The organism is Bacillus paralicheniformis, assembly GCF_001042485.2.
In the GTDB taxonomy this organism is placed as follows: domain Bacteria; phylum Bacillota; class Bacilli; order Bacillales; family Bacillaceae; genus Bacillus; species Bacillus paralicheniformis.
Window position 1 is genome coordinate 277,097 of record NZ_LBMN02000036.1, and the last position, 24,186, is coordinate 301,282.

A 24,186-nucleotide genomic window follows, 5' to 3' on the forward strand; every position below is an offset into this window, starting at 1 on the left:
AGACAGGCGCCCGTAAAAGGCGCCTTGATCACGTTATGATTCCTCCCTGTTTTCCGAAGAATGCTCCCTGTCCGTATTCACAGTCTTGTTGGCAGCCATTACAAACGGCAGATAAATCACTGTTGAAATGGCGAGGCAAAGAAAGCCGACCCCGAGCGCAAGCCAGTTTCCTCCTGTCCCGAGAAACGGAATCAACGGCCCGGGCGTTGTCCACGGAACAGCGTATGCGATCGGTGGAATCAGCTGAAACTTGATGAACAAGTAGCCGATGACAGTGTTGACTGCCGGAACGATGATAAAGGGAATCATGAAGATTGGATTGAGCACGACCGGAAGTCCGAAAATAACAGGTTCATTAATGTTAAATATCCCCGGCCCGATCGAAAGCTTACCGATGTCTTTATAATCCCGGCGCTTTGAAGCGATGAATATTGCGATCAAAAGCCCCAGCGTCATGCCCGATCCCCCGTAGTTTGCAAAGGCGTCATTCAGCGCCCATGTTTCAGGAAACGGAGCGTTCCAGGCAGAGCCTGTTTTGGCGGCAAAAGCGAGATTTTCAAGGTTTGCTTCGGCAAAGATCGTTTCTCTGATCGCCGCGATTGTATTCGGGCCGTGAATGCCGAACAGCCATAAAAAGTTGGCGACGATTCCAAGGAAAACAACAGTGAAAATATTCGTTCCCATCTCTCTCAACGGCGCCTGCAGCACGGTATACACCAATTCATGCAAACCGTTTTTCGACAGAGACAATAGCGCAAAGCTTAACATCGCAAAGCCAATCGTAATGAAGATGATCGGAAACAGCACTTTAAATGTCCGGGCAACCGCAGGCGGCACCTGCGGAGGCATATGAATTTGCAGGCGCTTGGCATTTGAAAGCCTGCTGAACACTTCACCGACGAGGATCCCGATGATTAAGGCAACGAACAGCCCTTGCGCACCGAGCCACTTCGTCGTTAAAAAGCTCTCGTTTTCGATCAGGCGGTACGGTGAATAAATGATAAAATAACAGGATACGGCCGTTAATCCGGCAAGCAGTTCATCCGCTTTCATTGAGATGGCTAAATTGCGTGCGACGAGAAACACGACAAATATGGACATAATATCGAGCGATCCCCGCAGTACGGGGGTAAAGACCGACTGATAATCAGCCAAGTTCGGAAATATCTTTTCAAGGAACAAAATTTTGGCGATAAACCCGTCCGGAGATAAAATAGCGAAATTCAATAAAATGATAATCGACCCTGCCATAATAATCGGAAATGATAGAATAAAAGCATCTCTGATCGCACATATATGGCGCTGTGAGTTCAGTTTTGCAGCAACGGGAACCAAAAACCGTTCCACGTTCCGCTCAAACTTCTCCATAAACCCGCTCATCCCTGTCTCCCCTCCTTTTTATTTCATCAGCTGCAGCGCTTTTTGCAACACAGCTTCGCCGTTCATGGTGCCGTAGTCGCGCATGTCGATCACCTGAACCGGCGTGTCTCCCGTGCTCGCCTCAACCTGTGACTTTTGGTACCTGACTTGCGGCCCCAGCAATACGACGTCCGCGCTTGACGCGGCAGTCCCGGCTTCGGATACAGGCAGTGCGATGATGTCGACCTCTTCGTTCAGCGCCTCGGCATGCTTTTTCATTCTGCTGACAAGCAGGCTCGTTGACATGCCGGCCGCGCAAACCAATAAAATTTTCTTCATTATTTGTTAACCCCCTTCAGTTTCACCTTTTTCCCCGCCGATCAGAAAACGCTTTCATTACAATGCGGAGTAATATTTCAACCTGGTCTTTTATCCTATGACCGAGATAGACAACTGTTTCATAAAAATCAATATTTTTATAACGGTTTCAAACGGCTCGTTTAGTCAACCTCAACAAACGCCTTGAAACATTTGTTTAGTTTATCTAATGAATTTTTCAGAATAATAAGTTATATTTTTCCTTAAAAATAAGCGGAGGGATTATATGAAATCTGTCCAATATGAAAAAGTTCAATCAGACCGTACACTCTCAAACAGCGACCTGCAGCCTCTAAAGCCTGAGGAACGCACATGGAAAGCGGTCAATTTCGCATCGATCTGGATGGGCTGCATCCATAACATCCCGACTTACGCAACGGTTGGCGGACTGATAGCGATCGGGCTTTCTCCGTGGCAGGTGCTTGGGATTATCGCTGTCGCTTCGGTCGTGCTCTATGCAGCCCTCGCATTGAATGGACATGCCGGCACAAAATATGGCGTGCCTTTTCCCGTGTTAATCAGGGCTTCTTTCGGGATATACGGGGCTAATATTCCGGCGCTTCTCAGAGGTTTTGTGGCGATTATGTGGTTCGGCATTCAAGCGTTTGCGGGAAGCATGGCGCTTAACATCCTGATCTTAAATGTGTGGAGCGGCTGGAAAGACATCGGCGGCGATTGGAACTTGTTTGGATTGCATTTATCAGGGCTTTTGTCATTTGCTTTCTTTTGGGGAATTCATCTGCTTGTCCTTCACCACGGAATGGAGTCGATCAGAAAGTTTGAAGTCTGGGCCGGCCCGCTCGTTTATCTCGTCTTTGGCGGAATGGTGTGGTGGGCAGTCGATATTGCGGGAGGACTCGGTCCGATTTATTCGCAGCCGGGAAAATTTCAGTCATTCGGCGAATTGATTTGGCCGTTTCTTGCCGGTGTGACGGGAATTATCGGCATATGGGCGACACTCATTTTGAACATTCCCGATTTTACGAGGTTTGCAGCCTCTCAAAAAGAACAAATCAGAGGGCAGTTTTACGGTTTGCCGGGCACATTCGTTCTGTTTGCATTTGCAAGCATTACCGTCACCTCCGGCTCACAGGCTGCCTTCGGGGAGCCGATTTGGGATGTTGTCGATATTCTCGCCCATTTTGACAACCCGTATGTGATCGCGCTTTCGGTCATTACGCTTTGCATCGCCGCCATTTCGGTAAACGTTGCAGCGAATATTGTCTCGCCAGCCTATGACCTGGCCAATTTTTTGCCGAAATATATCGATTTTAAGCGAGGCAGCTATTTGACAGCTGTTTTGGCCCTGTTCACTTTCCCATGGAAGCTGATGGAGAATGAAGCGAGCGTGTTTTCGTTTCTCGGCACAATCGGCGGAATATTGGGGCCGGTCGCAGGCGTTATGCTTGCCGATTATTTTATCATCCGGAAGCGCACGCTTCACATCGAAGATCTCTACTCTCTAACCGGGAGGTATACGTACTATAAAGGCTACAATTACCGCGCATTTGCCGCAGTTGGACTCGGAGCGTTTATGTCTTTGATCGGGACATACTTGCCGGCCCTGAAACCCCTCTATGATATTTCATGGTTTTCAGGTGTGCTGCTCGCATTTGCCGCATACATCTTTTTGATGCGCATCCATCCACCCGGCGTCCTTAGAGATAAAACCGCTGACTATGCTGCCGAAAGCAATGTATAAGCACGGGCTCAAGGTAACGGCCGAACCGGCTCAAGGACCGCGAAACGCCATTTGCGATCCATTTTTTGTTATATTCAGTCATTTTAAACAAATTCGAGCTAAGGAATGTGATAGACTAATGGATATAAAAAATGATTGGAGTATCTCATGAACAAACGCTTTGATGGTAAAGGGCTGAGCTACATCGTCAGGCCAGCTGTCCAACAAGATGCAAAGGAATTATCTGCTGTAAGGGTACAGATCGATGGAGAAACCGAATATTTGGACAGGGAAAAGGGTGAAGGTTTTATTGATGAAGCGGGTTTTAGAGAGCTGATCAAAAGAGACAGCGAACATGACCGATGCTTGTTTTTAGTGGCGGTCGCTCGAAACAGGATTGTCGGCTTTTCAAGATGTGCCGGACAGGATTTAAAACGCTTCTCTCATCAAGTGGAGTTTGGCGTATGCGTATTGAAAGAATTTTGGGGATACGGCATTGGAAAACGCCTTTTAAACGAATCGATTGTTTGGGCTGATGCCGCAGGCATTCAAAAAATGACCCTGCGCGTGTCGGAAACAAATGAGAGGGCTTCTGCCCTGTATCAAAAGCATGGCTTTAAAATAGAAGGGATTTTAAAAAAAGACAAGCGGCTTTCTGACGGAACATATAACAACACGATTGTGATGGGAAGATGGCACAATCGAAAATAGAAAGAATATCTGGAGGGAACCTGGATGAATCCGATACTGCTCGATTTTCCGGACAGTTTTGAAACCCCGCGCCTTTTTGTCAGAGCGCCAAGGGCAGGCGACGGCGCGGCCGTCCATGACGCCATTCGAAAATCGTTGCCTGAGCTCAAGCCGTGGATGCCGTTTGCAAGGGAAATGCCCGAGGAAGAACATGTAGAAATCAACGTCAGGCAGGCACAGGCCGATTTTATTTTGCGCAACGATTTACGGATGCATATTTTCCATAAAGAAACGGGGAAATTCGTCGGCAGCACAGGCCTTCACCGTATGAACTGGCAAGCGAAACGGTTTGAAATCGGCTATTGGCGCAGTTCTGAATTTGCCGGACAGGGGTACATGACCGAAGCACTTAACGGACTGATTGATTTCGCGAGGGGACACATCAAAGCCAAGCGGCTTGAGATATGCTGTGACAGCATGAACACGAAAAGCAGAAAAATGGCGGAGCGCCTCGGCTTTCAGCTGGAAGCCGTTTTACAAAGCGATGACCTTTCGAATGATTTAAGCGAACATCGGGACACATGCATGTATTCGCGCATCTTCTAAAAAAAGAACCCTTATGATCTTCATGAAGCAAATCATAAGGGTTCTTTCGTTTATGTTTCATATGCAGCTTTGCAAGCTCTTCCCGCCTGCTTTTCGTTTTTCTGACGTGCGTGCTGAATTCAGGCGCCTTGCCTCTTGATGCGGCGGCATCTCTGCCTGTGCTTCTCAACATGTGCTCACGCTTTTTCCTTGCCTTGCTTTTGGCCATGTTCCCCACTCTCCTGTCAAATTTTTATCTTATTATTATAGAAAGGCGGGGTTCTGAACGCAAGTCATACGGTTTCTGCCGTTTTGATCATATCCACATGCGGAATGCCGTCCTCCATATAGACGTCTGATATTGCTTTAAATCCGAAGGAGCCGTAAAAGGAACGCAAATGATTCTGGGCGCTGATCTTGACCCTTTTCTCCCCCCGCTCGTCTTCCAAAAAGCGGAGCGCTTGATCAAGAAGCGTCTGCGCATATCCCTTTCCCCTGTCCTCTTTACGGACGATCACCCGGCCGATTGATGCCTCCGGGTAAGCCGTACCGCTCGGGAACAGCCTGCAATACGCAGCGATCTCTCCTTCTTGGCTCAGAAATAAATGGTGTGCCCGCTCATCTAAGTGATCAAGCTCATGATACGGACAGTTTTGTTCAACGATAAAGACGTCTATTCTAAGCTTGATGATGCGGTACAACTCTTCCTTCGACAATTCCTCATACGATTTTAGTTTCCACTCCATCCCTTTTTCCAAAGCCCCCTTCAGCTCTGCACTTTTCCATAGGTTCCACCGCCTCCGGCTTTCAGCTCTAAATCCCCGTTCCTTGCTTTGATCACGAGATCAGCCGTCTGCGGACGAATGGTTTCTTTTAGTTCGCCTTCTTTTACCCGGTGAAGGATATTCATCTCAGTGCCGAAAGCATCTTTCAGCTTCTGAATCGTTTTCGGACCGATGCCGGGGATCAGCTGCAGCGGAACCTGGTGAACGTACGGCGGGCGCTTGACCGGGCTTTTATCCTGATCGTAAAGCTCCATTAGACGTGTGCTGACGCCTTTTGTAAACTTTCGGCTTCCGCACGCTTTACACACCGTTTCACCTGCCTCCTGCAAACGGCCGCATGTTTCACAAGCGGTTTGAAAATATTTGCCCAACTGCGGATTCATTCCGTAATTGGCGGCAATGCAGCGCCCTTCTTGTCCTCTTAAAGCAAGTGAAAACTCTTGAAAGCTGGCATGTTTAATGTGTAGCTTATTATACTCCCTGCCGATTTTCCCAAGAGAATGGGCGTCCGAATTGGTCAAAAATGCATAGGGATTCAGTTCGGATACGTGTGAAGCCATATCGGTGTCGCTGCTCAGCCCGAGTTCAACCGCATCAATCATCTTCGGGTCAAGCACTTCTTGCAGCGAAAATTTGACTCCTTTGCCATACAGGCTCTTATGCGGCGTAAAAATGTGCGCGGGAATGAACAAGCCGCCGAGCTCTTTCACCTTCCACTGAAGGCCGATGCCTGTCTCATAGATACGCTGGGAGCTCAGATGGATATTCGTCACCCTTTCCGAGAGCCAGGCGGAAAACTGCTTCATTGCGGAGATCGACGGCATAAATGCCAGCACATGAATCGGGCCCCGGCATCTGTCATCATTGATTTCCAATTCAGACCCGCACAGAAGCACGGTATCTTTATATTTGATTCCGCCGTCTGCAAGCTCTGTATAACGGCCTGAAGACACCCCTTTTTCAATTTCCGCCAGCACCTCCGGTGAATGACAATCTATAATGCCGATCAGTTCCATTCCTTTATGCTCGCTTGCTTCAATCAAAATTTCGTCGAGCGTAAGCGTTCTGGCAGCCGTTATCTTAACGGGCCGGCCTGATTCCGTCCGCCCGATATGGATATGCATGTCTGCGAATATTTCTTTCATTTTTTTGCTTGCAGGGCCTTTCTCAGCTCCAGATACTGCACGGCATAAGCCGTTTTCGCATCATAGATGTCCTGAGTTTCCATCAATTTCAGCGCACCTGTAAGCGGCACCTCCATTACTTCTACAAATTCGTCTTCATCAAGTTCGCGCTTTTCTTCAAGCGGTGTCAGCTCTTCGGCAAGATACAGGTGCACCAATTCGTCCGCAAAGCCCGGCGATGTGTAAAAAGCGGTGATTTTCTCCAGCTTTGCCGCCGTGTATCCCGTCTCTTCCTCAAGCTCCCGCAGCGCGGTATATTCAGGTTTCTCTCCTTTTTCAAGCTTGCCTGCCGGTATTTCAACGATCGTCCGTTCAAGCGCTTTTCTGTACTGCTTCACCAAAATGATGTTTCCTTTATCAGTCAAAGCAAGCACCGCAACAGCGCCCGGATGCTTCACGATTTCGCGCTTTCCCGTTTTACCATTCGGCAGTTCGACGTCTTCAAGATAAAGATCGATCACCTTGCCCGAAAAAAGTTTTTCTTTAGATATGGTTTTCTCCTCTAAATGCTTCAGTTTGATCATCTCCTAAGTTCTGCTCTGGCTTTTGATCCCATACATTTTATCATACACCATGGAAGGGGGACGCGCCATGAAGGTCTACCGGCTGAACAACCGCATCGTCATGTCGGGGAAAGCATGGGAAATCCGCGCCAAGCTGAAGGAATACGGACGAATGTATCACTATGTGAAAGACTGGCTTTCTGAAAAAGAAAATCGAATGATTTTGATTGACATCAAGAAGGATCGCATGAAATAATACTTTTTAGTAACATTACTTGAAAGTATTATTTTGGAGGCGGATGGATGTGGGAAATGAAAAAGGACGCAAAGGTAAAGAAAGCCGGAAGCGGCTGCTCACAGTTGCTGCAAACGAATTTGCAAACCGGGGTTTCCATGAGACGAAAGTAAGTACGATTGTCAAAAGAGCGGGGCTGACGCAGCCGTCTTTCTACTTATACTTTCCAAGCAAAGACGCCATCTATAACGAGCTGATCAATGGCTTTCACGCGAACTTAAAAAATCTGATCGAATCGTTTCGTTTAGAAGAAGGAATCGAGAAAAAACACGTATCAAAACGGGTAACGGCTGCTGTAGAGGCTGTATTTCGGTTTTTGGCAGAGGACCCGGATTTGACCCGCATCGGTTTTTTTCTCAGCCCGGAAGCATATGAAATGAAAAAAGATTTAACACTGGCCTTGAAAGAAAACTTGAAAGCAGAGCAGGAGCTTGGCTACTTCCGGTCCGGCCTGGAAATGGAGACCGTTGCCGAATGCCTGACAGGCATGATTGAGCACCTTGCCGATATCTATTTGCTTGACGGATCAAAAGACCCCTCAAGTCTCGCAAAACAAATCACGGATCTTTTGATCCACGGGATGCTCGTTAATCCGCAACATCCAGAAACGGAGTGAACATGGTGGCATTTATTTTCGTAAAAGCAGGATTGGCGGCATTTATGCTGACCGGAGGCGTAATCAAGGCGATGCACGTTCCTTTTCAAGTGGAACATTGGCGCCATTATCAATACCCGCTGTGGTTTCTTTCAGTGACAGGATTTCTTGAAATCGCCGGAGCGCTCGGCATGATCGCCGGGATTTGGAATGTGCATCTGGCTGTCGGCTCGGGACTGTTGTTCTCCCTGCTTATGACAGGCGCCATTCATGCCCACCTATTCCGGGCGCGGCAGCCTTTTTTTACGGCAATCCCTGCCGCAGTTTGTTTGATTTGCGCCCTAAGCGTGATCATCTTCGAGCTGTGCTTCTGATTCCGATGCCGATGGGTTGAAAACTTCGCTCCTTTGTATTACGTTCAAAGTAAGAAAAAAAGGAGTGAAGCTTATGAAAAAAAGGACGCTCGGACATTCCGATTTACAGGTGAGTGAAGTCGGCCTCGGCTGCATGTCTCTCGGAACAGACAAAAAGCACGCAGTGTCAATTTTGGATGAAGCTTTGGCGCTAGGCATCAATTATTTGGATACTGCCGACTTGTACGATTTTGGACGCAACGAAGAGATTGTCGGTGAAGCGATCAAATCAAGGCGCCAAGACGTGATCCTTGCGACAAAAGCAGGAAACCGCTGGGAGGAAGGAAAACCGGGCTGGTTCTGGGATCCCCGGAAAGCGTACATAAAAGAAGCCGTCAAGCACAGCTTAAAGCGGCTGCAAACCGACTACATCGATCTTTATCAGCTGCACGGCGGCACGATTGAAGACAATATCGACGAAACGATCGAAGCTTTTGAAGAATTAAAACAGGAAGGCGTCATCCGCCATTACGGCATTTCTTCAATTCGGCCGAACGTCATTAAGGAATACATCAAAAAATCAAACATCGTCACGGTCATGATGCAATACAGCTTGTTGGACAGACGGCCTGAGGAATGGCTTTCTCTCCTTGAAGAACATGGAATCAGCGTGATTGCAAGAGGACCTTTGGCAAAAGGGATTCTGACAGAAAAACCTCTGTCAGATGCAAACGCCGCGATCAAGAAAAACGGCTATTTATCGTATTCCTACGATGAACTCGTTAAAACAAAAGCGGACATTGAAAAAACGGCGCCTGATTTATCCGCGACCGAAACCGCGATGAAGTATATTCTCGCCCAGCCGGCTGTCGGAGCGGTCATCCCCGGAGCGAGCAAAATCTCCCAGCTTCAGGAAAACGTTGAATCTGTCGGCGGACGCGGTCTGACAGAACAGGAAATCAAAGCACTCCGCTTTTATACAAAACGCGGAGTGTACACTGCACATCGCGAATAAAGCAATAAGAAAGCCCCGTCTCTTGATCAGACGGGGCTTTCTTACTTATACTTCTTCCAGTCGTCAATTCCGCTTTCGTTGAGGAGCTCTTCAAAGCTTTTATTTTTTTCCCTTTCTTGTCTTTCCTTGATGAGCCGCTCTTTCTCACGCTCTTTTCTTTTTTCGTCCTCCTCTTTCAATTCGCTCTTCATTTGCTGAAGTTTATCTTTCAAATCGTCGGCGAGTGCATCTTTCAGCAGCTGCCGGGCATTTGGGTCTTGTTTTTTCTTTCCCATATCCTGTCCTCCGTTCTCCCTGTTTGTGATGATAGTTTATCAGGAATCTAAAAGTTCAGGCAAGCCGTCACTCGGAGAGCCGTCTCTCTCGGCAAATGCCAATCGTTGTGTGGTATGATAAAGTGAGAAGCATTTAAGAAAGGAAGAATACATCAGATGTTGATTTGGCTGGCTGCTATCGGGGCGGTTTTGCTGTTTATTGCCGCGCTCGGAATCTATTTTACGAATCAAATCATGTACATTAAAAAACGGACAGACGAATACATTATCGAGCGGGAAACGGCTGACGGCCATTATGACGAAAAAGCTTTTGCCGCTCTCCCGAAAGAAGAAATCAACCTCCCTTCTTCTTACGGCTACAATATTAAAGGATACTACGTCCATCCGCACAAAACGAAAAACACCGTGATTATCTGCCACGGGGTGACGATGAATCTGTTGAATTCGATCAAATATATGAATCTGTTTCTTGATCTCGGCTGGAACGCCGTCATATATGACCACCGGAGGCACGGCACAAGCGGCGGAAAAACAACGAGCTACGGATATTATGAAAAAAACGATTTGAAAACGGTTGTCCATTGGCTTCGGGAAAAACACGGCGAACACGCGCTGATCGGCATTCACGGCGAATCGATGGGCGCTGTCACGACGCTTCTTTATGCGGGAATGGACGATGCCGACGCTGATTTTTACGTGGCCGACTGTCCGTTTGCCACATTTGAGGATCAGCTCGTTTACCGGCTGAAAGAAGATTTTCATCTTCCGGGAGCTTTCATTTTGCCGCTTGCCAGCCTCTTTTTGAGATGGCGGGACGGCTACCGCATCGGTGATGTCTCCCCTTTATCCGTCGTCGGGAAGATCAAAAAACCGGTGCTGTTCATTCACAGCAAACAAGACGACTATATCCCGCCTGAATCGAGCGAAATGCTTTACGAGAAGAAGCCGGGGGAGAAAAGGCTTTATATCGCTGAAAAAGGTGCGCACGCGATGAGCTATACCCAAAACAGAACCAGCTACAAAAACACGGTGCGGGACTTTCTTCAAGAGATCACAAATCGGCGTAAAGAAGGCGAACGAGCATAAGTCTCGTCCGCCTTCTTTTGTGCTACAAAATATCCGTAATGTCGCTCATATGATCGCCGATCCAAGAGATGGCCGTCTCAATTGTATCGAATTCCTTTGTTTCAAAAGTCATTTCATCCTGAAGAAGCCAGACATCCTTTTTGACGGACTCTGTCCCTCCGATTGACCAATGAAGGAGTGTATACGGATGATTTTGATGTAAAAAGGACGCCCATGTTTTATTTTGAGCGGTTTGTTTTAAAGATTTTACCTTTTGATTCAAATCGAACGCCACCCTATTTCACTAAAATACTCATTCTGGGAGAAAGCACCTGTGCCGGACTTTTCAGCATCAAGGCACCCGCTTTCTCATAATAGTCGATGGTCATCGCTTCATCAAAAAAGACTTTTTGCGATGACTGAATATAAATCGGAAGCCCGTTTGTCTCAAGGGGCTCGCAACTTCCCGATAATTCGTCCGTCAGCCACAGAACCGGCACGCCGCTGACCGCGCATCCGCAGCCCTCGGAATCATAGCGAAGCTGGATCTTTTTATCAGGATAAGGCTCTGTTGCCCGTTGAATGGCTTGTTTTGCCTGTGCAGTGATTTCAAGCTGCATGATATCATCCTTCTCTATTTCGTTTACGGACATTGTACCACAGGAGCGGGAAAAAGCGCATCGTTTCCGACTGTCAGGCATAAATATGAAGGGATTCGGAGGTGGAATGATGCCCAAAAAAGTGCAGATTAAAGTGATGGACAACGGCGGTTTCCGGGTCACGGGAGACGTCGAACTGATCGATATGGAAGGAAACCCGTTCCCTGAAAAACCCGCTTTTTCGCTCTGCAGATGCGGAAAATCGCTGAAAATGCCTTACTGTGACGGAAGCCACAAAGGAACGTTTGAATCTTGTGTCAGAGCCTGAAACAGGAGGGGGCTTTACCGGTCCTCCCCTCCCTTTTCCCATTGTTCAGCCAAGTGCTCAGTCTCTTTTATCCAGCCGTTTTTGCCGTCAACATAGCCTGCCATGTCAAGCGGAAACATCTCCGCCAGCTTCATCTTCAGAGCAGCATATTCTTCGGCCCGCTCCGGATGCGAGATTAAATAATCCCGAAACGCGAGATGCCGCCTGATATCGGGATGCCCGCTTTCATACAGATGGACATGGTGTGTACGCTTCCGTCCTCCTTTTTGAAAGAACCTTCTCCCCGGAATTCCGTTTTCCCCCTTCGATTCATAGCCGAGCATTTTCATCCCCTTTTCGAAGCGGGCTGCGGAGCCGAGATCGTTTACTTCGATCAGGATATCAATGACAGGCTTGGCGCTCATCCCCGGAATTGACGTGCTTCCAATGTGGTGAATATGCAAGACTTCATTCTGGAAAAGCGCTTCAAGCTGCTTTTTTTCTTTGAAAAATTCGCCCTTCCACTCCTCTTGATAGGAGACGACTTTAACCTTTCTCGGCGCATTCAGCGTCAGTCTTGAAAGAACAATTCCTTTTTCAGGTTCATACTGCTCAATCTCGGAAAATCCCAATTTCTGATATAGCGCTTTTGCCGGTTCATTCTCCGCTCCCGTCGTCACTTCAAACGCTTCGGCTTCCTTCTCCATCAACAGATAACGAAGCAATGCCATCGCAATCCCTTTTCGAAAATGGACGGGATGAACGGCCAGCCTGCAGATCGTCAGCTTTTCGGCTGTATGTATAAAGGAAGCGATTCCGGCTAATTCTCCTCCCTCAAACCAGCCGATGAAAGTTTCACGGGAATCCATCACATCAAAAGCTGTTTCATTCAGCTGCGGAATGCCCTGAAATTGAATAATCTCCGCTTCTTTTTCATAAGCCGGCCTTTGAACATTTACAATGCAGCGGGCCGTGTGCGGGTCTTTATGATTTAACAATTGAATCATTGCATTTTCTCCCCGCCGGTGCCATCTGACGGGGGCCGGCCGGGCCGCTCCGAAATCCTTGCGGCTTCAACTTTTGCAACCCGCACGGCAAAGTCAGAATACCATTTTGTTCGGCCTTTTTCCTTCGCCTGCCGGTGTTCGCTGTGAAACTTCCATTTTTCAATCGCCTCAAGGCTTTCCCAATAGGAAACCGTTATTCCTTTTCCGTTCATGTCCCTTGCGCTTTCTGCTCCTAAAAAGCCTGGCTGTGCTGCGGCAAGCTTTAGCATGTTCGCAGCCGTCTCTTTGTAGCCATGATCCCCGTTCGTTCTGACCGATGTGAAAATCACTGCGTAATACGGCGGCTCCGGCGTTTTTGAAATCATGTTCATCCCCCTTTGGTAAACAGGACTTGATCCTGATCCGGTCTGTCATCATTCGAAACGTCTTTTTTTTACGAAAATCCCGTTTTCCGCTGATAAGCAATCAACACTTTGTTGATATGCAGCGGACCGCTTTGCAGTCGGAAAAAAACTGCACATGAGAGCACAGGCACATTGTTTTCAATGCCCATGTTTTCATCAAAATCTAACCTCTCCTTTCAACATTATACCTGACCATCGGCACAAATGTTCTGCAACTAAGCAATGGATATGCTTCCTTATTATACCGTTTCCCGCTCCCAATTTACCATTTTAATACGTCAGTAGATGAATGGGAGTAAATTCTTAGTTCTAATTCAACAGCACAAATCGATTTGCCATCTCCCTGAAAAGCTTCACTCACCTTGCCCCATAGGATACCGGCGCGCCCAGCGGCAAAAAACCGTTTCATATACTGCTCTTTTTCCGAGTGTAAAAAATAGATAATTTTACACTTCGTTTTCATATGTTCGTTTTATAGAATTGTCGTTGTTGTGAACTTATTACTTTTTTAGGAGGAGAAACAATGCGTCGCCATTCATTTTTATCTATTCTATTGATTTGCATGCTGTCTGTTGTGTCCGTATTTTCATGCCGGCCTTCAACAGCTTCCGCCGCTTCCCACAATCCGGTCGTCATGGTTCACGGCATCGGCGGAGCCAATTATAACTTCATCGGCATTAAATCGTATTTACAATCTCAAGGCTGGACAAGCAGTGAGCTTTACGCCATCAACTTTATCGATAAAACAGGAAATAATAAAATTAATGCGCCGACATTATCCGAATACATCAAGCATGTGCTGAATCAAACAGGAGCATCAAAAGTCGATATTGTCGCCCACAGCATGGGCGGGGCCAATACGCTCTATTATATTAAAAATCTGGACGGAGCAGATAAAGTCGGACATGTCGTTACCCTTGGGGGTGCTAACCGGCTGGTTACAAACACGGCGCCTCAGGGAATCGCTCCGAATGACAAAATCTCATACACTTCGATTTACAGCACAAGCGACTATATCGTCTTAAACAGCCTCTCCAAACTTGGTGGTGCAAACAATGTGCAAATCTCAGGCGTAAGCCATGTCGGCCTTTTGTTCAGCAGCAAAGTGAATGCCTTGATTAAAGACGGGCTGACCGTCAACGGGAAGTAAAAGTGAAGGAACCTTGAAGAGCTAAATTTCTTCAAGGCTCCTCCTCATTTATCGGGACTGTCTTCCCACCCGGCAAAAATAAAAAGGACTCTAAATAAACGCCATTTCCGATCGTTCATTCAGTGTCCGTCAACCCCGTCGATATATGATTATTCCACAATGATTTCAAAGACTCTTTGTTCGAGATTGTATTTAGCGTCTTGGAATGTAAATTTATAATCATCTGCGTCGGCATCAGGTGAAAGCCAAGCTCCGTATTTTCTGATCGTCTGGACGATGCTTTCGAGTTCAGCAGGAGTGAAGTCACCTATGTCTGTGCCTTCGGTTTCAGCGGTATGGCGTATTTTTACTGTAATCATCATCGCTTTATGGCTCCTTTCACTTGCTGTTTGAACATCTTATTAACAGCATATTTTTTTCCCCTGTAAATCGTTCCATTAACTCCCTTGTTTCAAATTATTCGGGCTTTCTTTTTTGCAGACCTATTTTATATGGAAAAGCTGGCCGGGCTCCGAAAAATTTGTCCCCGCACTTTCGTCAAACACGAACAAACATTCCTTTACAACAAAGGAAATATCCCCTATGATAATGAAGGTAAATCGAAATCATTACTACTTGGGGGTATTAACCGATGGCTTACATAGCAAAACGCATGATCATACCGATTGTTTTTCTCTTCATTCTCGCTTCCTGCTCCGCCGGAGGCGCTGACTCAGCGAAAGGTGATGAGAAGAAACTCACCTTTCTTTTCAATATTCCAAGTCAAACCCTTGACCCGAATCTCGATGTCAATTATACGGCTGTCCGCGCCGGCATCAGCGAAACGCTCGTCAAAATCAGCGCTGACCTTTCCATCGAACCTTGGCTTGCCAAGGATTGGGAAAGTAAAGACGGACAAACATGGGTCTTCACCCTTAAAGACAATCTGACGTTTCAAAATGGCAAAAAAGCAGATGCCAAAGCGGTAAAAGCGTCTTTAGAACGGACGATACGCGAGAGCAAAGCGATGAATAACGCCTTAAAAATTAAAGAAATCAAAGCTGCAGGACAAACATTGACGATTACAACAAAGGAGCCTTTTCCCGAATTCCCTTCAGAATTGGTTCATCCAAACACATCGATCATTGACGTCAGCGCAGCAAACATTTCTCAACAGCCCGTTGGGACGGGCCCTTTTCAAGTTTCCTCTTTTGAGGCCGGCCATAAAATAGAGTTAGAACGCTATGACGATTATTGGGACGGCAAACCGAAGCTGAAGCACGTCACATTTTCGTTTAATGAAGACGCAAACGCCCGCGTCATGGCTCTCCAATCAAAAGATGCCGACATTATTTACAGACCGAGCGTGGAGGATATTGACCAAATTCAAAAAGATTCATCGATTACCGTTGATTCGGTGCCGAGCTTGCGCGTTCACCAGATTCTCTACAATACAAAGAAGGATCATTTCGCTGACCGTCACCTGCGCCGCGCCTTCGACGCATTACTGGACCGCAAAGAAATCGCTGAAAGCATTTTGAACGGGCATGCTCAGCCGGCAGACGGACCTTTCTTAGCGGATTTCCCGTTTTCCGCCGGTACGGTTCAAAAGCCGAGCGGACTGGAAGCGGCAAAAGCTGAGCTGAAAAAAGCCGGCTACGAGCTTGAAAACGGCAAAGCCGTGAAGGACGGACAAGCCTTATCTTTTACACTGCTAACCTATCAGTCTCGTCCGGAATTGCCTTTAATCGCACAAATTCTTGAATCAAATGCGAAGGAACTGGGCATTTCGATTAAGATTCAACAAGTCGAAAATATCGATGAGTATTTGGCGAAGAACGATGATTGGGATTTGGCGACATACAGCTCGATGACCGCGCCCAGAGGCGATGCCGGCTATTTGCTGAACACCGCCTATATACCGAATGGCGCTTTAAACTACAGCGGCATCGAAAATCAAACCTTGATCAAATGGATTGAGGAATTCAACCGCACAATCGACAAAGAGAAGCGAGACCGCCTTGCTAAAAAAGCAGCTGAATTGATCGAGAAGGAGACATTGAACTCTTTTATCGTCACTCCCGAAAACATCACGGCATACCGAGACGGTGTATTAAATTGGGAAACGAGCAAAAGTGAGTATTATATGCTGACGAAAGATTTGGATGTGAAAACGAAATGAAGCAGATCGCTAAGCGGCTGTTTGAACTGGTTCTATTCTTATTCCTGCTTTCGTTTATCAGCTTTGTATTTATGAAAGCAGCTCCCGGTGATCCGGTGAAACAGATGCTTCGCGTAGATGATGTAGCGGTAACAGACGAGCAGATCGAGGCATTCAAAGAGGAGCTCGGTTTGGACAAACCGGTTTATATTCAATATTGGAACTGGTTTAAACGCTTTTTCCAATTTGATTTAGGAAAATCCTATACAACACACGAACCCGTCATCGACGAGCTCAGCCGGAAATTCCCGGCGACATTGCTTCTGACCGGCGCATCGCTTCTCGTCATGCTGCTGATCGCCGTGCCGGTCGGAACGCTTTCCGCTTTATACCGGGATCGGTGGATCGATCATCTCGGCCGCTTGCTCGCTTTAGTGGGAGCCGCGCTCCCAAGCTTTTGGCTCGGATTGATACTGATCGATCTCTTCTCCGTCAGGCTGAATTGGCTGCCGTCGATGGGAGCCGGAACGTTTAAACATTTGATTCTCCCCTCTCTCACGCTCGGGATCGCGATGTCGGGCGTTTATGTCCGCCTTGTACGGTCAAGCTTGATCGAAAGCCTTGGTCAGGATTTCATCAGATCAGCCAGGGCGCGCGGTATCAGCGAGGCGAGAATTTTCTTCTTTCACGCGTTTCGCCACTGTCTTGTCCCTGTCATCACGATATTCGGGGTCAGCCTCGGCAGCCTGCTCGGCGGCACGGTGATTATTGAAGTCCTGTTTGCATATCCCGGCGTCGGCAAGCTTGTCGTTGACGCCATCGTTCAGCGTGATTATCCGATCATTCAGGGGTACATTCTTTTCATGGGGATCACGGTTGTCCTGATCAATCTTTTGGTCGACCTCTCCTATCGGTACCTCAATCCGGAAATTCGCTTAAAGGAGGCTGGACGCCGATGAGAAAAAACGTCAAACTTATATTCCGAACCAAAACAGGACTGTGGTTCGTGCTGCTGTTTTCCGCGGCGCTGTTCACCGTCCCCTTCTTTTTGCCGTTCGATCCGCTCCGCACAGATATGGCCAACCGTCTCCAGCCGATCAGCTTGCAGCACTGGCTCGGGACAGACCATTTGGGCAGAGATATATTTTCCCGAATGATCGCCGGTGCGAAAGCGACGGTCGGCACCGCCTTGGCCGCGATTCTGATCTCCGTTTTCATAGGCGTTCCCGTCGGGCTTGTCTCCGGCTTTTTCGGCGGACGGCTGGATCGGATGATCATGAGAATCGTTGACGCGGTCATGGCGTTTCCGGACTATATTGTCGCGATTGTTTTAAGCGGTTTGCTTGGCCCCGGTCTGATGAACTTAATATTAGCCGTTGTCGCTGTCAAATGGGTCGGCTATGCAAGGCTGGTCCGCAGCACGGTGTTTTCGGAAAAACAAAAAGATTACATCGCCTTGGCCGAGCTGACGGGCTTAGGCTCCGGGGCGATTTTAAAAAAGCACTTGCTGCCCCATGTTCTCGGCAACGTTTCCGTACTTGCGACACTTGATATCGGAAAAACGGTGTTAATGATTGCTGCCCTGTCCTATATCGGACTGGGTGCTCAGCCTCCATACCCGGAATGGGGCGCCATGCTGAATGACGGAAAACATTACTTTTTGCATGCGCCTCAGCTTATGGTGATTCCCGGTCTTGCGATCATGTTCATCGTTCTGTTGTCCAACCTGTACGGTGATCGTTTAAGGGACAGGTTTGACGTTAAACACAAGAAAGGAGTTTCTTAGCATGCCGATGTTATCCATTGAGGGCTTATCAATCAGCTCCCGACAGCACACCATTGTCAAAAATGCCTCCTTCTCGATCCATGAAGGGGAATGGTTCGCGCTGCTCGGGGAAAGCGGCAGCGGAAAAAGCCTGACCGCTTCGGCCATAGCCGGGCTGCTTCCGGACGGACTAACGGTGTCCGGCGGAGATGTGATATTTGAGGGCCGCCAGATGCTTCAAGCCGGCCGCAAAGCGCTCCGACGCATGCGCGGAAAGGATATCGCCTGTATTTTTCAGGACTGTCACGGAGCATTCACCCCTTTTATACGGATCGGCAAACAAATTGACGAAATGGTCAAAACGCATACCGATTGGTCTAAAAACAAGCGAAGAGAAGCGATTCTCCGCGCTTTTCGGGAGGTTTCTCTGCCGGAAAACAGAGTATATGAAAGCTACCCGTTTCAATTGAGCGGCGGGCAGCTCCAAAGGGCCGCGATCGCTCAAGCGATGGTGCTCCGCCCGAAGCTTCTCATCGCAGACGAACCGACAACGGCTTTAGACAGCATCACGGCCGCGGACGTCTTGCAACAGCTCACCGTGATGCGCGCCAAAACAAACTGCGCCATCCTTTTTATCACTCATGACCTCCGGCTTGTCAAAAGGTACGCCGATCAAACCGCTGTCATGCAAAACGGAGAAATCGTCGAAAGCGGCTTAACCGCTGATTTAATCAGACAACCGGCACATGAATGTACAAGACGTTTATTCGCAGCCGTCCCGCCGCTGAAAAATCCTCCGCCGAGGCTGACAGCCGCGCCTGAAACAAAGGAAGCGGCGCTGGCGGGAACAGGAGGTGCGTGATGACCCATTCAGCAGAAACCGTTCTTTTTGTCAGCAATCTGACAAAACATTACGCTTGCGGCCACAAAGCGGTTGACAATGTATCGTTCTCCATTCGAAAAGGCGAATGCCTCGGGCTCGCCGGCGAGAGCGGCAGCGGGAAAAGCACCCTCGCGCGCTGCCTTCTCCTGCTCGAAAAAATCGATCACGGAGAGATTCGGCTTCATCAACATCCGCTTCCCGGCATAAACAAAAAAGAGACCCGAAGACTGCGCCGAAAGCTGCAGGCTGTTTTTCAAAATCCGGCCGCATCATTGAATCCAAAGCTCAATATTATCGATTCAGTTATGGAGCCGCTTGATGTTTCCAAACAAGACATACCGCCATTTTTAAAGGACTTCCAAGGCAGCCGCCGTCTGACGGCTGAGCGTCTGTTCTCAATGGTCGGCCTTCCCTCGAGCCTCCTTGACCGCTATCCGCATGAATTAAGCGGCGGGCAGCTCCAAAGGGCCTTAATCGCCAGAGCCATCAGCACTCACCCGTCTTTAATCATCTTTGATGAGCCTACGGCAAGCCTGGATGTCACCAGTCAGGCGAAGATCCTCGACCTCCTCAAAGATTTGCAGGATGATATGGGGCTTTCCTATTTGTTTATTTCCCATGATCTGGCCGCTGTCCACTTTATGAGCCATCGCATCATGGTCATGAAAGACGGGCAGATTGCCGATCAATTTAAAAAAGAAGAGCTTTTTTCTGCCGAAAGGCACCCATATGCCAAAAAGCTGCTTCAGGTGTTTGAATCCTAAGGGGGGTCATAAGAGATGAATCACAGACATTATCTAGCACTCGCCGTTCCGCTGATCATTTCAACGATCACCACTCCTTTGCTGGGGGCGGTCGATACGGCGGTAGCCGGGCAGCTTTCCTCCCCTGCTTACATCGGCGGTGTTGCAGTCGGAACGATGATTTTTAATACGATGTATTGGCTCCTCGGCTTTTTGCGGGTGAGCACATCGGGGTTCGCTGCTCAGTCGCTCGGCTCCCAAAACAGATCAGAGAGCGTTTTGGCTCTTGCCCGGCCTGTTTGCATCGCGGTTTTTGCCGGACTGATGTTCATTCTCTTGCAAAAACCGCTTGAATACGCAGCGCTGACGCTGATACAGCCTGACCGCCATACCGCTGAATTCGCCTCGCAGTATTTTTCGCTGAGGATTTGGGGCGCTCCATTTGCTTTAATCAGCTATTGCATTCTCGGCTGGCTGATGGGAATGTCCCTTATCAAAGTGACATTGCTTTTGCAGATTTCGATGAACGTCTTGAATATCGTGCTTGACATCGTTTTTGTCTACGTCTTTCACATGGAAGTATACGGCATCGCTCTAGCCACTTTGATTGCGGAAGTGACGGGCTGCCTGATCGGCTGCTGGCTTGTGAAAACGAATGCCGCCATGCGGTTTAAGCTGCCGTCCGTCAAGGTTTTGTTCGACCCGAAACCGTTTAAAAAAATGATGGTTGTCAACCGCGATCTATTGATTCGGACATTGTGCCTTTTAACGGTTTTTAATTTGTTTACGGCTAAAGGAGCCGGCTTCGGCGCTGAAGTTTTGGCCGCAAATGCGATCTTAATTCAAATTCATTATATGATGGCTTATGTGTTTGATGGATTTGCCAATGCATCGAGCATTTTTGCCGGGAAAGCCGTTGGAAGAATGGATCGGGAACTTTATTCCCGTACGCTTTCCCTTTCGATCCAGTGGTCGCTGATCTCGGCCACGCTGCTTTCAGTCGGCTACTTTCTTTTGAAAGGTGTAATCCTTCCCTTGTTTACACCGCTTGAAAGCGTTTTGGAAGCAGCGAAAACCTACGATATTTGGATCGCTCTCTTTCCTTTGGCCGCAAGTTTCGGACTCGTTTTTTACGGGATTTTTACAGGAGCGACTGAAATAGGCCCGGTCAGAAATTCAATGTTCTTGGCTGTTCTCGTCTTCCTGGCCGCCTTTTTTACCGCTGTGCCCGCTTTCGGAAACCATGGGCTGTGGCTCGCTTTTCTTTTATTCAGCCTTGGACGTTCCGTATTCTTATGTATGGCTGTTCCCGGGCTGACCACCCGTCTCTTCGGAGAGCGAAGTGCTGCGAAAGAGGCAGGCTAAAAGCCAAATCATAAAACCCCCCGGCTAAAGCTTAGCCGGGGGGTTCTCGTTTATTCTTTCGTTAATTGTGCGACGAAATGGTTCAGATGATCCAGCGTCATCACATTTTGATTGCATGTTTCACTGTCACAGCAAATATAATTGCCTCTGTCTGTATAGGTTTCTTTCCCGCTTTTCACCCGGGCCATGAACAGTCCGATCTCTTCGGTCCTGTTGCATATCGCGCAGATTCCTTTTTTATTGCTGGATTTGATGGTGCCGTGTATTCCGGTCAGCTTTCCGCCGGCATCCACAATCATGTACTTTCTGCCTGATCCTGCATCATTCCATCCCAGGTAGGAATATCCGCTGAAATCCATCTGTTCAAAATCGGGCGTCTTTAACTTCTTCACTTTAGAAAATAGCTTTTTAGCGGTTTTTACTGTTATACGCTGAAATGGAATGACATGAGGCTTTAATTCGGCTAAAAAGCGCATCGCTTCACCGCTGTCTTCCACTTCTGCCATCTTCTGCAGCAAAGACTTTTGATCGCTGCTGAGATCAGGAAACAGGTTGAACACTTGATCGAGCGCATTGCATTTCAAAGCGTCAAGTACGTTTTCGTCATTGATGTTCGCATGTCCCTGAACAAGGCTGTCCGTTTGAAACTTAATAAAATTATATTGGTCATTTCTGATAAAAGGTGTCTTCATTTCTGCCAGCTCCTTATTTATGGATCTATATTTAAAAATAAGGTGCAAAGCCGGATGATCAGAAATGATACCTTGCTTTTTTTAGGCGATTTGTTTATAACCCCGCCTCATGCAAAGTATCGCCTTTCAAGATAACAGGCTTTGCATGAGACGCTGCAGTCGGCAAATGAATGTCATTTACCATTTTATCCACCTCCGAATACTGATTCTATTATAAACGACAATCGTATTCAATCTCAATGATATCCTCCATCTTTAAAATGCATATTTCATCCGCCCGGCTTACGATCCGCAGCTCCCTTTTCAGGGCGTCGGCATAGTGAATCCGGCCGGCCAGCGTTTTCACTTCCCCCTGCCGATAATAGGCAAATTGCAACATTCTGTTTTCTGCCATCGCTTCACAAATGATTTCATTAAATTCTTCATATTTTTGTTCATCCAGGATCGGTTTTTTGAGTTTTTGAAGGCTTTCATGATATTCCCTGAGCAATTCCACGTGCTCAGGCAGCATCATGGAAACCCATTTGATACTGCCTCTGTCGCGAAGCATAAATGATTCTCCTTTCTATGCCTGATGGCCTCCGACCAATTTTGACCGCAGCCGGGCCGTCCCGGCGTTTGTATAGGAAACAGCCCGCAAAAGCGCTGTTGATCCGTGCCGTTCTCTGATGCCGTCCATCACGTACCCGAGCTGCCGCTTCTTTTCCTGATCGGGACGAAAAAGATCAAGCTGCATATTGGTGTCGTCTTGAATATTGGACAAAGAGACGGAAATTTTCCGAACCGTTTTGCCGGCATAAAACCGCTCGAACAATGCCAGACATGTATGGTAGAGATCAAGGGTGACATTTGAAGGGCTTTCCATTGTTTTTGAACGGTAAAACCCGCCGCCAAGCTCATCGCGGCTGTATTCGACGCCAAGACTGACGGTCCGGCCCGCCTGGCGGTGGGCGCGCGCCCTTTTGGCCACTTCTTCACACATTTCAAGAATGACATGCTTGACTTCCTCCGGATTCGGATAATCGCGAAGCAAAATCTGGCTTTTTCCATAGCTGACCTGCCCCTCCAAGAGCGGCGCTCCGATCGCTGAAAGGTCGATGCCCCAAGCGTGATAATAGAGCTGGTTTCCCATCACCCCGAATGTTTTCTCAAGCCGCTTGAGATCATAGTGAGCCAGCTGACCGACTGTAAAAATCCCCATCCGGTTTAACGTCTTTTCCAGCCTGGAGCCGATTCCCCACATGCGGCGCAGCGGAGACAGCGGCCACAGCTTCGTTTTCACGTCTTCGTAGCCCCAAACGGCCACTCCGTCTGCTGATTTTTTCGCTTCAAGGTCAAGGCACAGCTTTGCCATCAGCAGATTCGGTCCGATTCCGACAGCACAGGGAAGGCCAAACTCCCTTTCCATATCATCTTGAATTTTCATCGCAATCGTTCGGGCGTCTCCCCACATGCTCTCAACACCGTCCACCTGAATAAAGCTTTCATCCACGCTGTACGTATGAATGGCATCAGGCGGCACATAGCGGCAGAACAGCCGGGTGAGCTCTGTAGAAACACGGACAAACAGCCCCATCTTTGGATTGACCAGCTTGATGCGCGGATCATCCGGCAGCTGATAAAGCCTTGTTCCCGTTTGCACGCCGAACTCTCTTTTCAGAGCCGGAGAAGCAGCGAGAACGATGCTCCCCTGCCGCTCCGTGTTTCCGACAACCGCCAGCAGGCAAGTCATCGGATCAAGTCCGAGCAGGACTGCGGCACAGCTTGCATAAAAGCTCCGCATATCAACGCACAAAACCGAACGCGACGGATATTGACCGTAATCCATCTCTCTCCCTCCAAAAAGAACTGATGTTCGCACAATTAGTGTATGAATACTATACTCCGAATATACGTTCGATTTCCAGGCGTAATTTTATCCAAAGAAAATCCTGGCTGAAAACAACAAAAAACACCTTCTTTGGAAAGAAGGTGACATGGCGGATCATTCCAGTTCGGAATGCTGCCGCATCCGGTTTAATGACTCAAATTGAAAGCTCCCTTGAGAACCTCGTTTTTTCCTAGTAAGATAAAAGAAAAAGCGCTCCTAAAGGAGAAAGACAAATGGATGAGAAACTGATTGAAAAAATGCTCGGACAGGCGCTGAAGCAGTACGGACGCAATGTTGCAACCGATCCGCTCAGCCCCGGCGAAAAAGAAATCCTGAAGCTGGCTTTGCAGGAAAGGCGGATCGAGGAACCGAATGAGGGGCTGCATGCCCATATCGAAGATGTCATCTATGATTATGTCACAAATCAAGGCTTGTTCTCCTTTTGATCACCCAGCATATAGAAATTCCTCTATTCACCGCCATTTGTTTCATGTATGA

The 24,186-nt window shown here is 48.0% G+C and carries 30 protein-coding genes and 1 pseudogene; 17 read left to right on the forward strand and 14 right to left on the reverse strand.

Translation table 11 applies throughout. The features are described from left to right. Positions 1 to 33: 33 nt before the first annotated feature. Together ACH97_RS20385 and ACH97_RS20390 are read right to left on the reverse strand one after the other, a co-directional pair. Complete coding sequence (locus ACH97_RS20385; protein WP_043054373.1) at positions 34 to 1,380, reverse strand: PTS sugar transporter subunit IIC; 1,347 nt, start codon at positions 1,378 to 1,380, stop codon at positions 34 to 36. Positions 1,381 to 1,398: 18 nt separating this feature from the next. Continuing rightward, positions 1,399 to 1,698: a PTS sugar transporter subunit IIB gene (locus tag ACH97_RS20390; RefSeq protein WP_048350200.1), complete on the reverse strand. Its 300-nt coding sequence runs from the start codon at positions 1,696 to 1,698 to the stop codon at positions 1,399 to 1,401. A 265-nt stretch (positions 1,699 to 1,963) separates the two neighbouring features. Here ACH97_RS20390 and ACH97_RS20395 point away from each other — a divergent pair, with 265 nt between their 5' ends. The 3 genes from ACH97_RS20395 to ACH97_RS20405 all read left to right on the forward strand — a co-directional run bounded on the left by ACH97_RS20395 (position 1,964) and on the right by ACH97_RS20405 (position 4,714). Beyond that, positions 1,964 to 3,439, forward strand: a complete 1,476-nt coding sequence (locus ACH97_RS20395) for an NCS1 family nucleobase:cation symporter-1 (protein ID WP_025811208.1) — start codon at positions 1,964 to 1,966, stop codon at positions 3,437 to 3,439. A 147-nt stretch (positions 3,440 to 3,586) separates the two neighbouring features. Further along, positions 3,587 to 4,129 (forward strand): GNAT family N-acetyltransferase, encoded by a 543-nt coding sequence (locus ACH97_RS20400; RefSeq protein ID WP_043054374.1) that lies wholly within the window; start codon positions 3,587 to 3,589, stop codon positions 4,127 to 4,129. A gap of 24 nt (positions 4,130 to 4,153) precedes the next feature. Continuing rightward, positions 4,154 to 4,714, forward strand: a complete 561-nt coding sequence (locus tag ACH97_RS20405; RefSeq protein ID WP_039072810.1) for a GNAT family N-acetyltransferase — start codon at positions 4,154 to 4,156, stop codon at positions 4,712 to 4,714. A gap of 272 nt (positions 4,715 to 4,986) precedes the next feature. Here ACH97_RS20405 and ACH97_RS20410 read toward each other — a convergent pair whose 3' ends face one another. From ACH97_RS20410 to ACH97_RS20420, 3 genes are read right to left on the reverse strand one after another with little or no spacing between them, the layout of a single operon-like run. Beyond that, complete coding sequence (locus ACH97_RS20410) at positions 4,987 to 5,439, reverse strand: GNAT family N-acetyltransferase (RefSeq protein WP_023855935.1); 453 nt, start codon at positions 5,437 to 5,439, stop codon at positions 4,987 to 4,989. 20 nt (positions 5,440 to 5,459) lie between these two features. Then, entirely contained in the window at positions 5,460 to 6,623 is a 1,164-nt protein-coding gene (locus ACH97_RS20415; RefSeq protein WP_043054375.1) for a TIGR00375 family protein, read from the reverse strand. Further along, a complete protein-coding gene (locus tag ACH97_RS20420) occupies positions 6,620 to 7,177 on the reverse strand; it encodes an NUDIX hydrolase (RefSeq protein WP_026579348.1) in 558 nt (185 codons plus the stop codon). Before ACH97_RS20420 ends, ACH97_RS20415 begins: the two co-directional genes overlap by 4 nt. A 76-nt stretch (positions 7,178 to 7,253) precedes the next feature. On the opposite strand from ACH97_RS20420, the pseudogene mciZ reads away from it, so the two are divergent. The 4 genes and pseudogenes from mciZ to ACH97_RS20435 form a co-directional block, all read left to right on the forward strand. Further along, positions 7,254 to 7,370: pseudogene (gene mciZ, locus ACH97_RS23235) on the forward strand (Z-ring formation inhibitor MciZ); the annotation flags it as partial. A gap of 100 nt (positions 7,371 to 7,470) precedes the next feature. Continuing rightward, positions 7,471 to 8,076 (forward strand): TetR/AcrR family transcriptional regulator, encoded by a 606-nt coding sequence (locus ACH97_RS20425; RefSeq protein WP_043054376.1) that lies wholly within the window; start codon positions 7,471 to 7,473, stop codon positions 8,074 to 8,076. Positions 8,077 to 8,081: 5 nt separating this feature from the next. Continuing rightward, positions 8,082 to 8,429, forward strand: coding sequence for a DoxX family protein (locus tag ACH97_RS20430; protein ID WP_043054593.1), 348 nt, complete (start codon positions 8,082 to 8,084; stop codon positions 8,427 to 8,429). Positions 8,430 to 8,502: 73 nt separating this feature from the next. Further along, complete coding sequence (locus ACH97_RS20435; protein ID WP_048350202.1) at positions 8,503 to 9,423, forward strand: aldo/keto reductase; 921 nt, start codon at positions 8,503 to 8,505, stop codon at positions 9,421 to 9,423. Between the two features lie 41 nt (positions 9,424 to 9,464). Here the strand turns inward: ACH97_RS20435 and ACH97_RS20440 are convergent, their stop codons facing one another. Next, positions 9,465 to 9,698, reverse strand: a complete 234-nt coding sequence (locus tag ACH97_RS20440) for a YqkE family protein (protein ID WP_023855942.1) — start codon at positions 9,696 to 9,698, stop codon at positions 9,465 to 9,467. A 156-nt stretch (positions 9,699 to 9,854) separates the two neighbouring features. On the opposite strand from ACH97_RS20440, the gene ACH97_RS20445 reads away from it, so the two are divergent. Beyond that, positions 9,855 to 10,784: an alpha/beta hydrolase gene (locus ACH97_RS20445; protein ID WP_023855943.1), complete on the forward strand. Its 930-nt coding sequence runs from the start codon at positions 9,855 to 9,857 to the stop codon at positions 10,782 to 10,784. 22 nt (positions 10,785 to 10,806) lie between these two features. Here ACH97_RS20445 and ACH97_RS20450 read toward each other — a convergent pair whose 3' ends face one another. Together ACH97_RS20450 and ACH97_RS20455 are read right to left on the reverse strand one after the other, a co-directional pair. Beyond that, positions 10,807 to 11,046 (reverse strand): YqkC family protein, encoded by a 240-nt coding sequence (locus tag ACH97_RS20450; protein ID WP_003183211.1) that lies wholly within the window; start codon positions 11,044 to 11,046, stop codon positions 10,807 to 10,809. A 13-nt stretch (positions 11,047 to 11,059) separates the two neighbouring features. After that, the gene (locus ACH97_RS20455) at positions 11,060 to 11,383 is read right to left on the reverse strand and encodes an iron-sulfur cluster biosynthesis family protein (protein WP_020452052.1); all 324 of its coding nucleotides are present in this window, start codon (positions 11,381 to 11,383) and stop codon (positions 11,060 to 11,062) included. A gap of 109 nt (positions 11,384 to 11,492) precedes the next feature. Here ACH97_RS20455 and ACH97_RS20460 point away from each other — a divergent pair, with 109 nt between their 5' ends. After that, positions 11,493 to 11,690, forward strand: coding sequence for a CDGSH iron-sulfur domain-containing protein (locus ACH97_RS20460; protein ID WP_023855944.1), 198 nt, complete (start codon positions 11,493 to 11,495; stop codon positions 11,688 to 11,690). Between the two features lie 14 nt (positions 11,691 to 11,704). On the opposite strand, the gene ACH97_RS20465 is transcribed toward ACH97_RS20460, so the two are convergent. After that, positions 11,705 to 12,676, reverse strand: coding sequence for a bifunctional GNAT family N-acetyltransferase/GrpB family protein (locus ACH97_RS20465; RefSeq protein ID WP_023855945.1), 972 nt, complete (start codon positions 12,674 to 12,676; stop codon positions 11,705 to 11,707). Beyond that, complete coding sequence (locus tag ACH97_RS20470) at positions 12,673 to 13,047, reverse strand: antibiotic biosynthesis monooxygenase family protein (RefSeq protein ID WP_031304988.1); 375 nt, start codon at positions 13,045 to 13,047, stop codon at positions 12,673 to 12,675. Before ACH97_RS20470 ends, ACH97_RS20465 begins: the two co-directional genes overlap by 4 nt. 556 nt (positions 13,048 to 13,603) lie before the next feature. Between ACH97_RS20470 and ACH97_RS20475 the strand changes: the two genes are divergently transcribed. Next, positions 13,604 to 14,230: an esterase/lipase family protein gene (locus ACH97_RS20475; RefSeq protein WP_023855948.1), complete on the forward strand. Its 627-nt coding sequence runs from the start codon at positions 13,604 to 13,606 to the stop codon at positions 14,228 to 14,230. A gap of 149 nt (positions 14,231 to 14,379) precedes the next feature. Here ACH97_RS20475 and ACH97_RS20480 read toward each other — a convergent pair whose 3' ends face one another. Continuing rightward, the gene (locus tag ACH97_RS20480) at positions 14,380 to 14,592 is read right to left on the reverse strand and encodes a hypothetical protein (protein ID WP_023855949.1); all 213 of its coding nucleotides are present in this window, start codon (positions 14,590 to 14,592) and stop codon (positions 14,380 to 14,382) included. A gap of 269 nt (positions 14,593 to 14,861) precedes the next feature. On the opposite strand from ACH97_RS20480, the gene nikA reads away from it, so the two are divergent. From nikA to ACH97_RS20510, 6 genes are read left to right on the forward strand one after another with little or no spacing between them, the layout of a single operon-like run. Next, positions 14,862 to 16,391 (forward strand): nickel ABC transporter substrate-binding protein, encoded by a 1,530-nt coding sequence (gene nikA / locus ACH97_RS20485; protein WP_023855950.1) that lies wholly within the window; start codon positions 14,862 to 14,864, stop codon positions 16,389 to 16,391. Continuing rightward, positions 16,388 to 17,329 carry a nickel ABC transporter permease gene (nikB, locus tag ACH97_RS20490; RefSeq protein WP_020452058.1) on the forward strand — a complete coding sequence of 314 codons (942 nt, stop codon included), beginning with the start codon at positions 16,388 to 16,390 and terminating at the stop codon, positions 17,327 to 17,329. The genes nikA and nikB overlap by 4 nt, the downstream gene beginning before the upstream one ends. Further along, positions 17,326 to 18,156, forward strand: a complete 831-nt coding sequence (nikC, locus tag ACH97_RS20495) for a nickel transporter permease (protein WP_020452059.1) — start codon at positions 17,326 to 17,328, stop codon at positions 18,154 to 18,156. The genes nikB and nikC overlap by 4 nt, the downstream gene beginning before the upstream one ends. A 1-nt stretch (position 18,157) precedes the next feature. Next, complete coding sequence (locus tag ACH97_RS20500; RefSeq protein ID WP_023855951.1) at positions 18,158 to 18,997, forward strand: ATP-binding cassette domain-containing protein; 840 nt, start codon at positions 18,158 to 18,160, stop codon at positions 18,995 to 18,997. Further along, a complete protein-coding gene (locus ACH97_RS20505) occupies positions 18,997 to 19,782 on the forward strand; it encodes an ABC transporter ATP-binding protein (RefSeq protein WP_020452061.1) in 786 nt (261 codons plus the stop codon). The genes ACH97_RS20500 and ACH97_RS20505 overlap by 1 nt, the downstream gene beginning before the upstream one ends. Positions 19,783 to 19,797: 15 nt before the next feature. Beyond that, complete coding sequence (locus tag ACH97_RS20510; protein ID WP_023855952.1) at positions 19,798 to 21,126, forward strand: MATE family efflux transporter; 1,329 nt, start codon at positions 19,798 to 19,800, stop codon at positions 21,124 to 21,126. Between the two features lie 50 nt (positions 21,127 to 21,176). Here ACH97_RS20510 and ACH97_RS20515 read toward each other — a convergent pair whose 3' ends face one another. The 3 genes from ACH97_RS20515 to ACH97_RS20525 form a co-directional block, all read right to left on the reverse strand. Further along, the gene (locus ACH97_RS20515; protein ID WP_020452063.1) at positions 21,177 to 21,818 is read right to left on the reverse strand and encodes a FusB/FusC family EF-G-binding protein; all 642 of its coding nucleotides are present in this window, start codon (positions 21,816 to 21,818) and stop codon (positions 21,177 to 21,179) included. A gap of 211 nt (positions 21,819 to 22,029) precedes the next feature. Then, positions 22,030 to 22,368 (reverse strand): YolD-like family protein, encoded by a 339-nt coding sequence (locus ACH97_RS20520; RefSeq protein ID WP_020452064.1) that lies wholly within the window; start codon positions 22,366 to 22,368, stop codon positions 22,030 to 22,032. 15 nt (positions 22,369 to 22,383) lie between these two features. Continuing rightward, the gene (locus ACH97_RS20525; RefSeq protein ID WP_023855953.1) at positions 22,384 to 23,646 is read right to left on the reverse strand and encodes a Y-family DNA polymerase; all 1,263 of its coding nucleotides are present in this window, start codon (positions 23,644 to 23,646) and stop codon (positions 22,384 to 22,386) included. Positions 23,647 to 23,921: 275 nt separating this feature from the next. Between ACH97_RS20525 and ACH97_RS20530 the strand changes: the two genes are divergently transcribed. After that, positions 23,922 to 24,134: a YqzH family protein gene (locus ACH97_RS20530; RefSeq protein ID WP_023855954.1), complete on the forward strand. Its 213-nt coding sequence runs from the start codon at positions 23,922 to 23,924 to the stop codon at positions 24,132 to 24,134. The last annotated feature ends 52 nt before the right edge of the window (positions 24,135 to 24,186 follow it).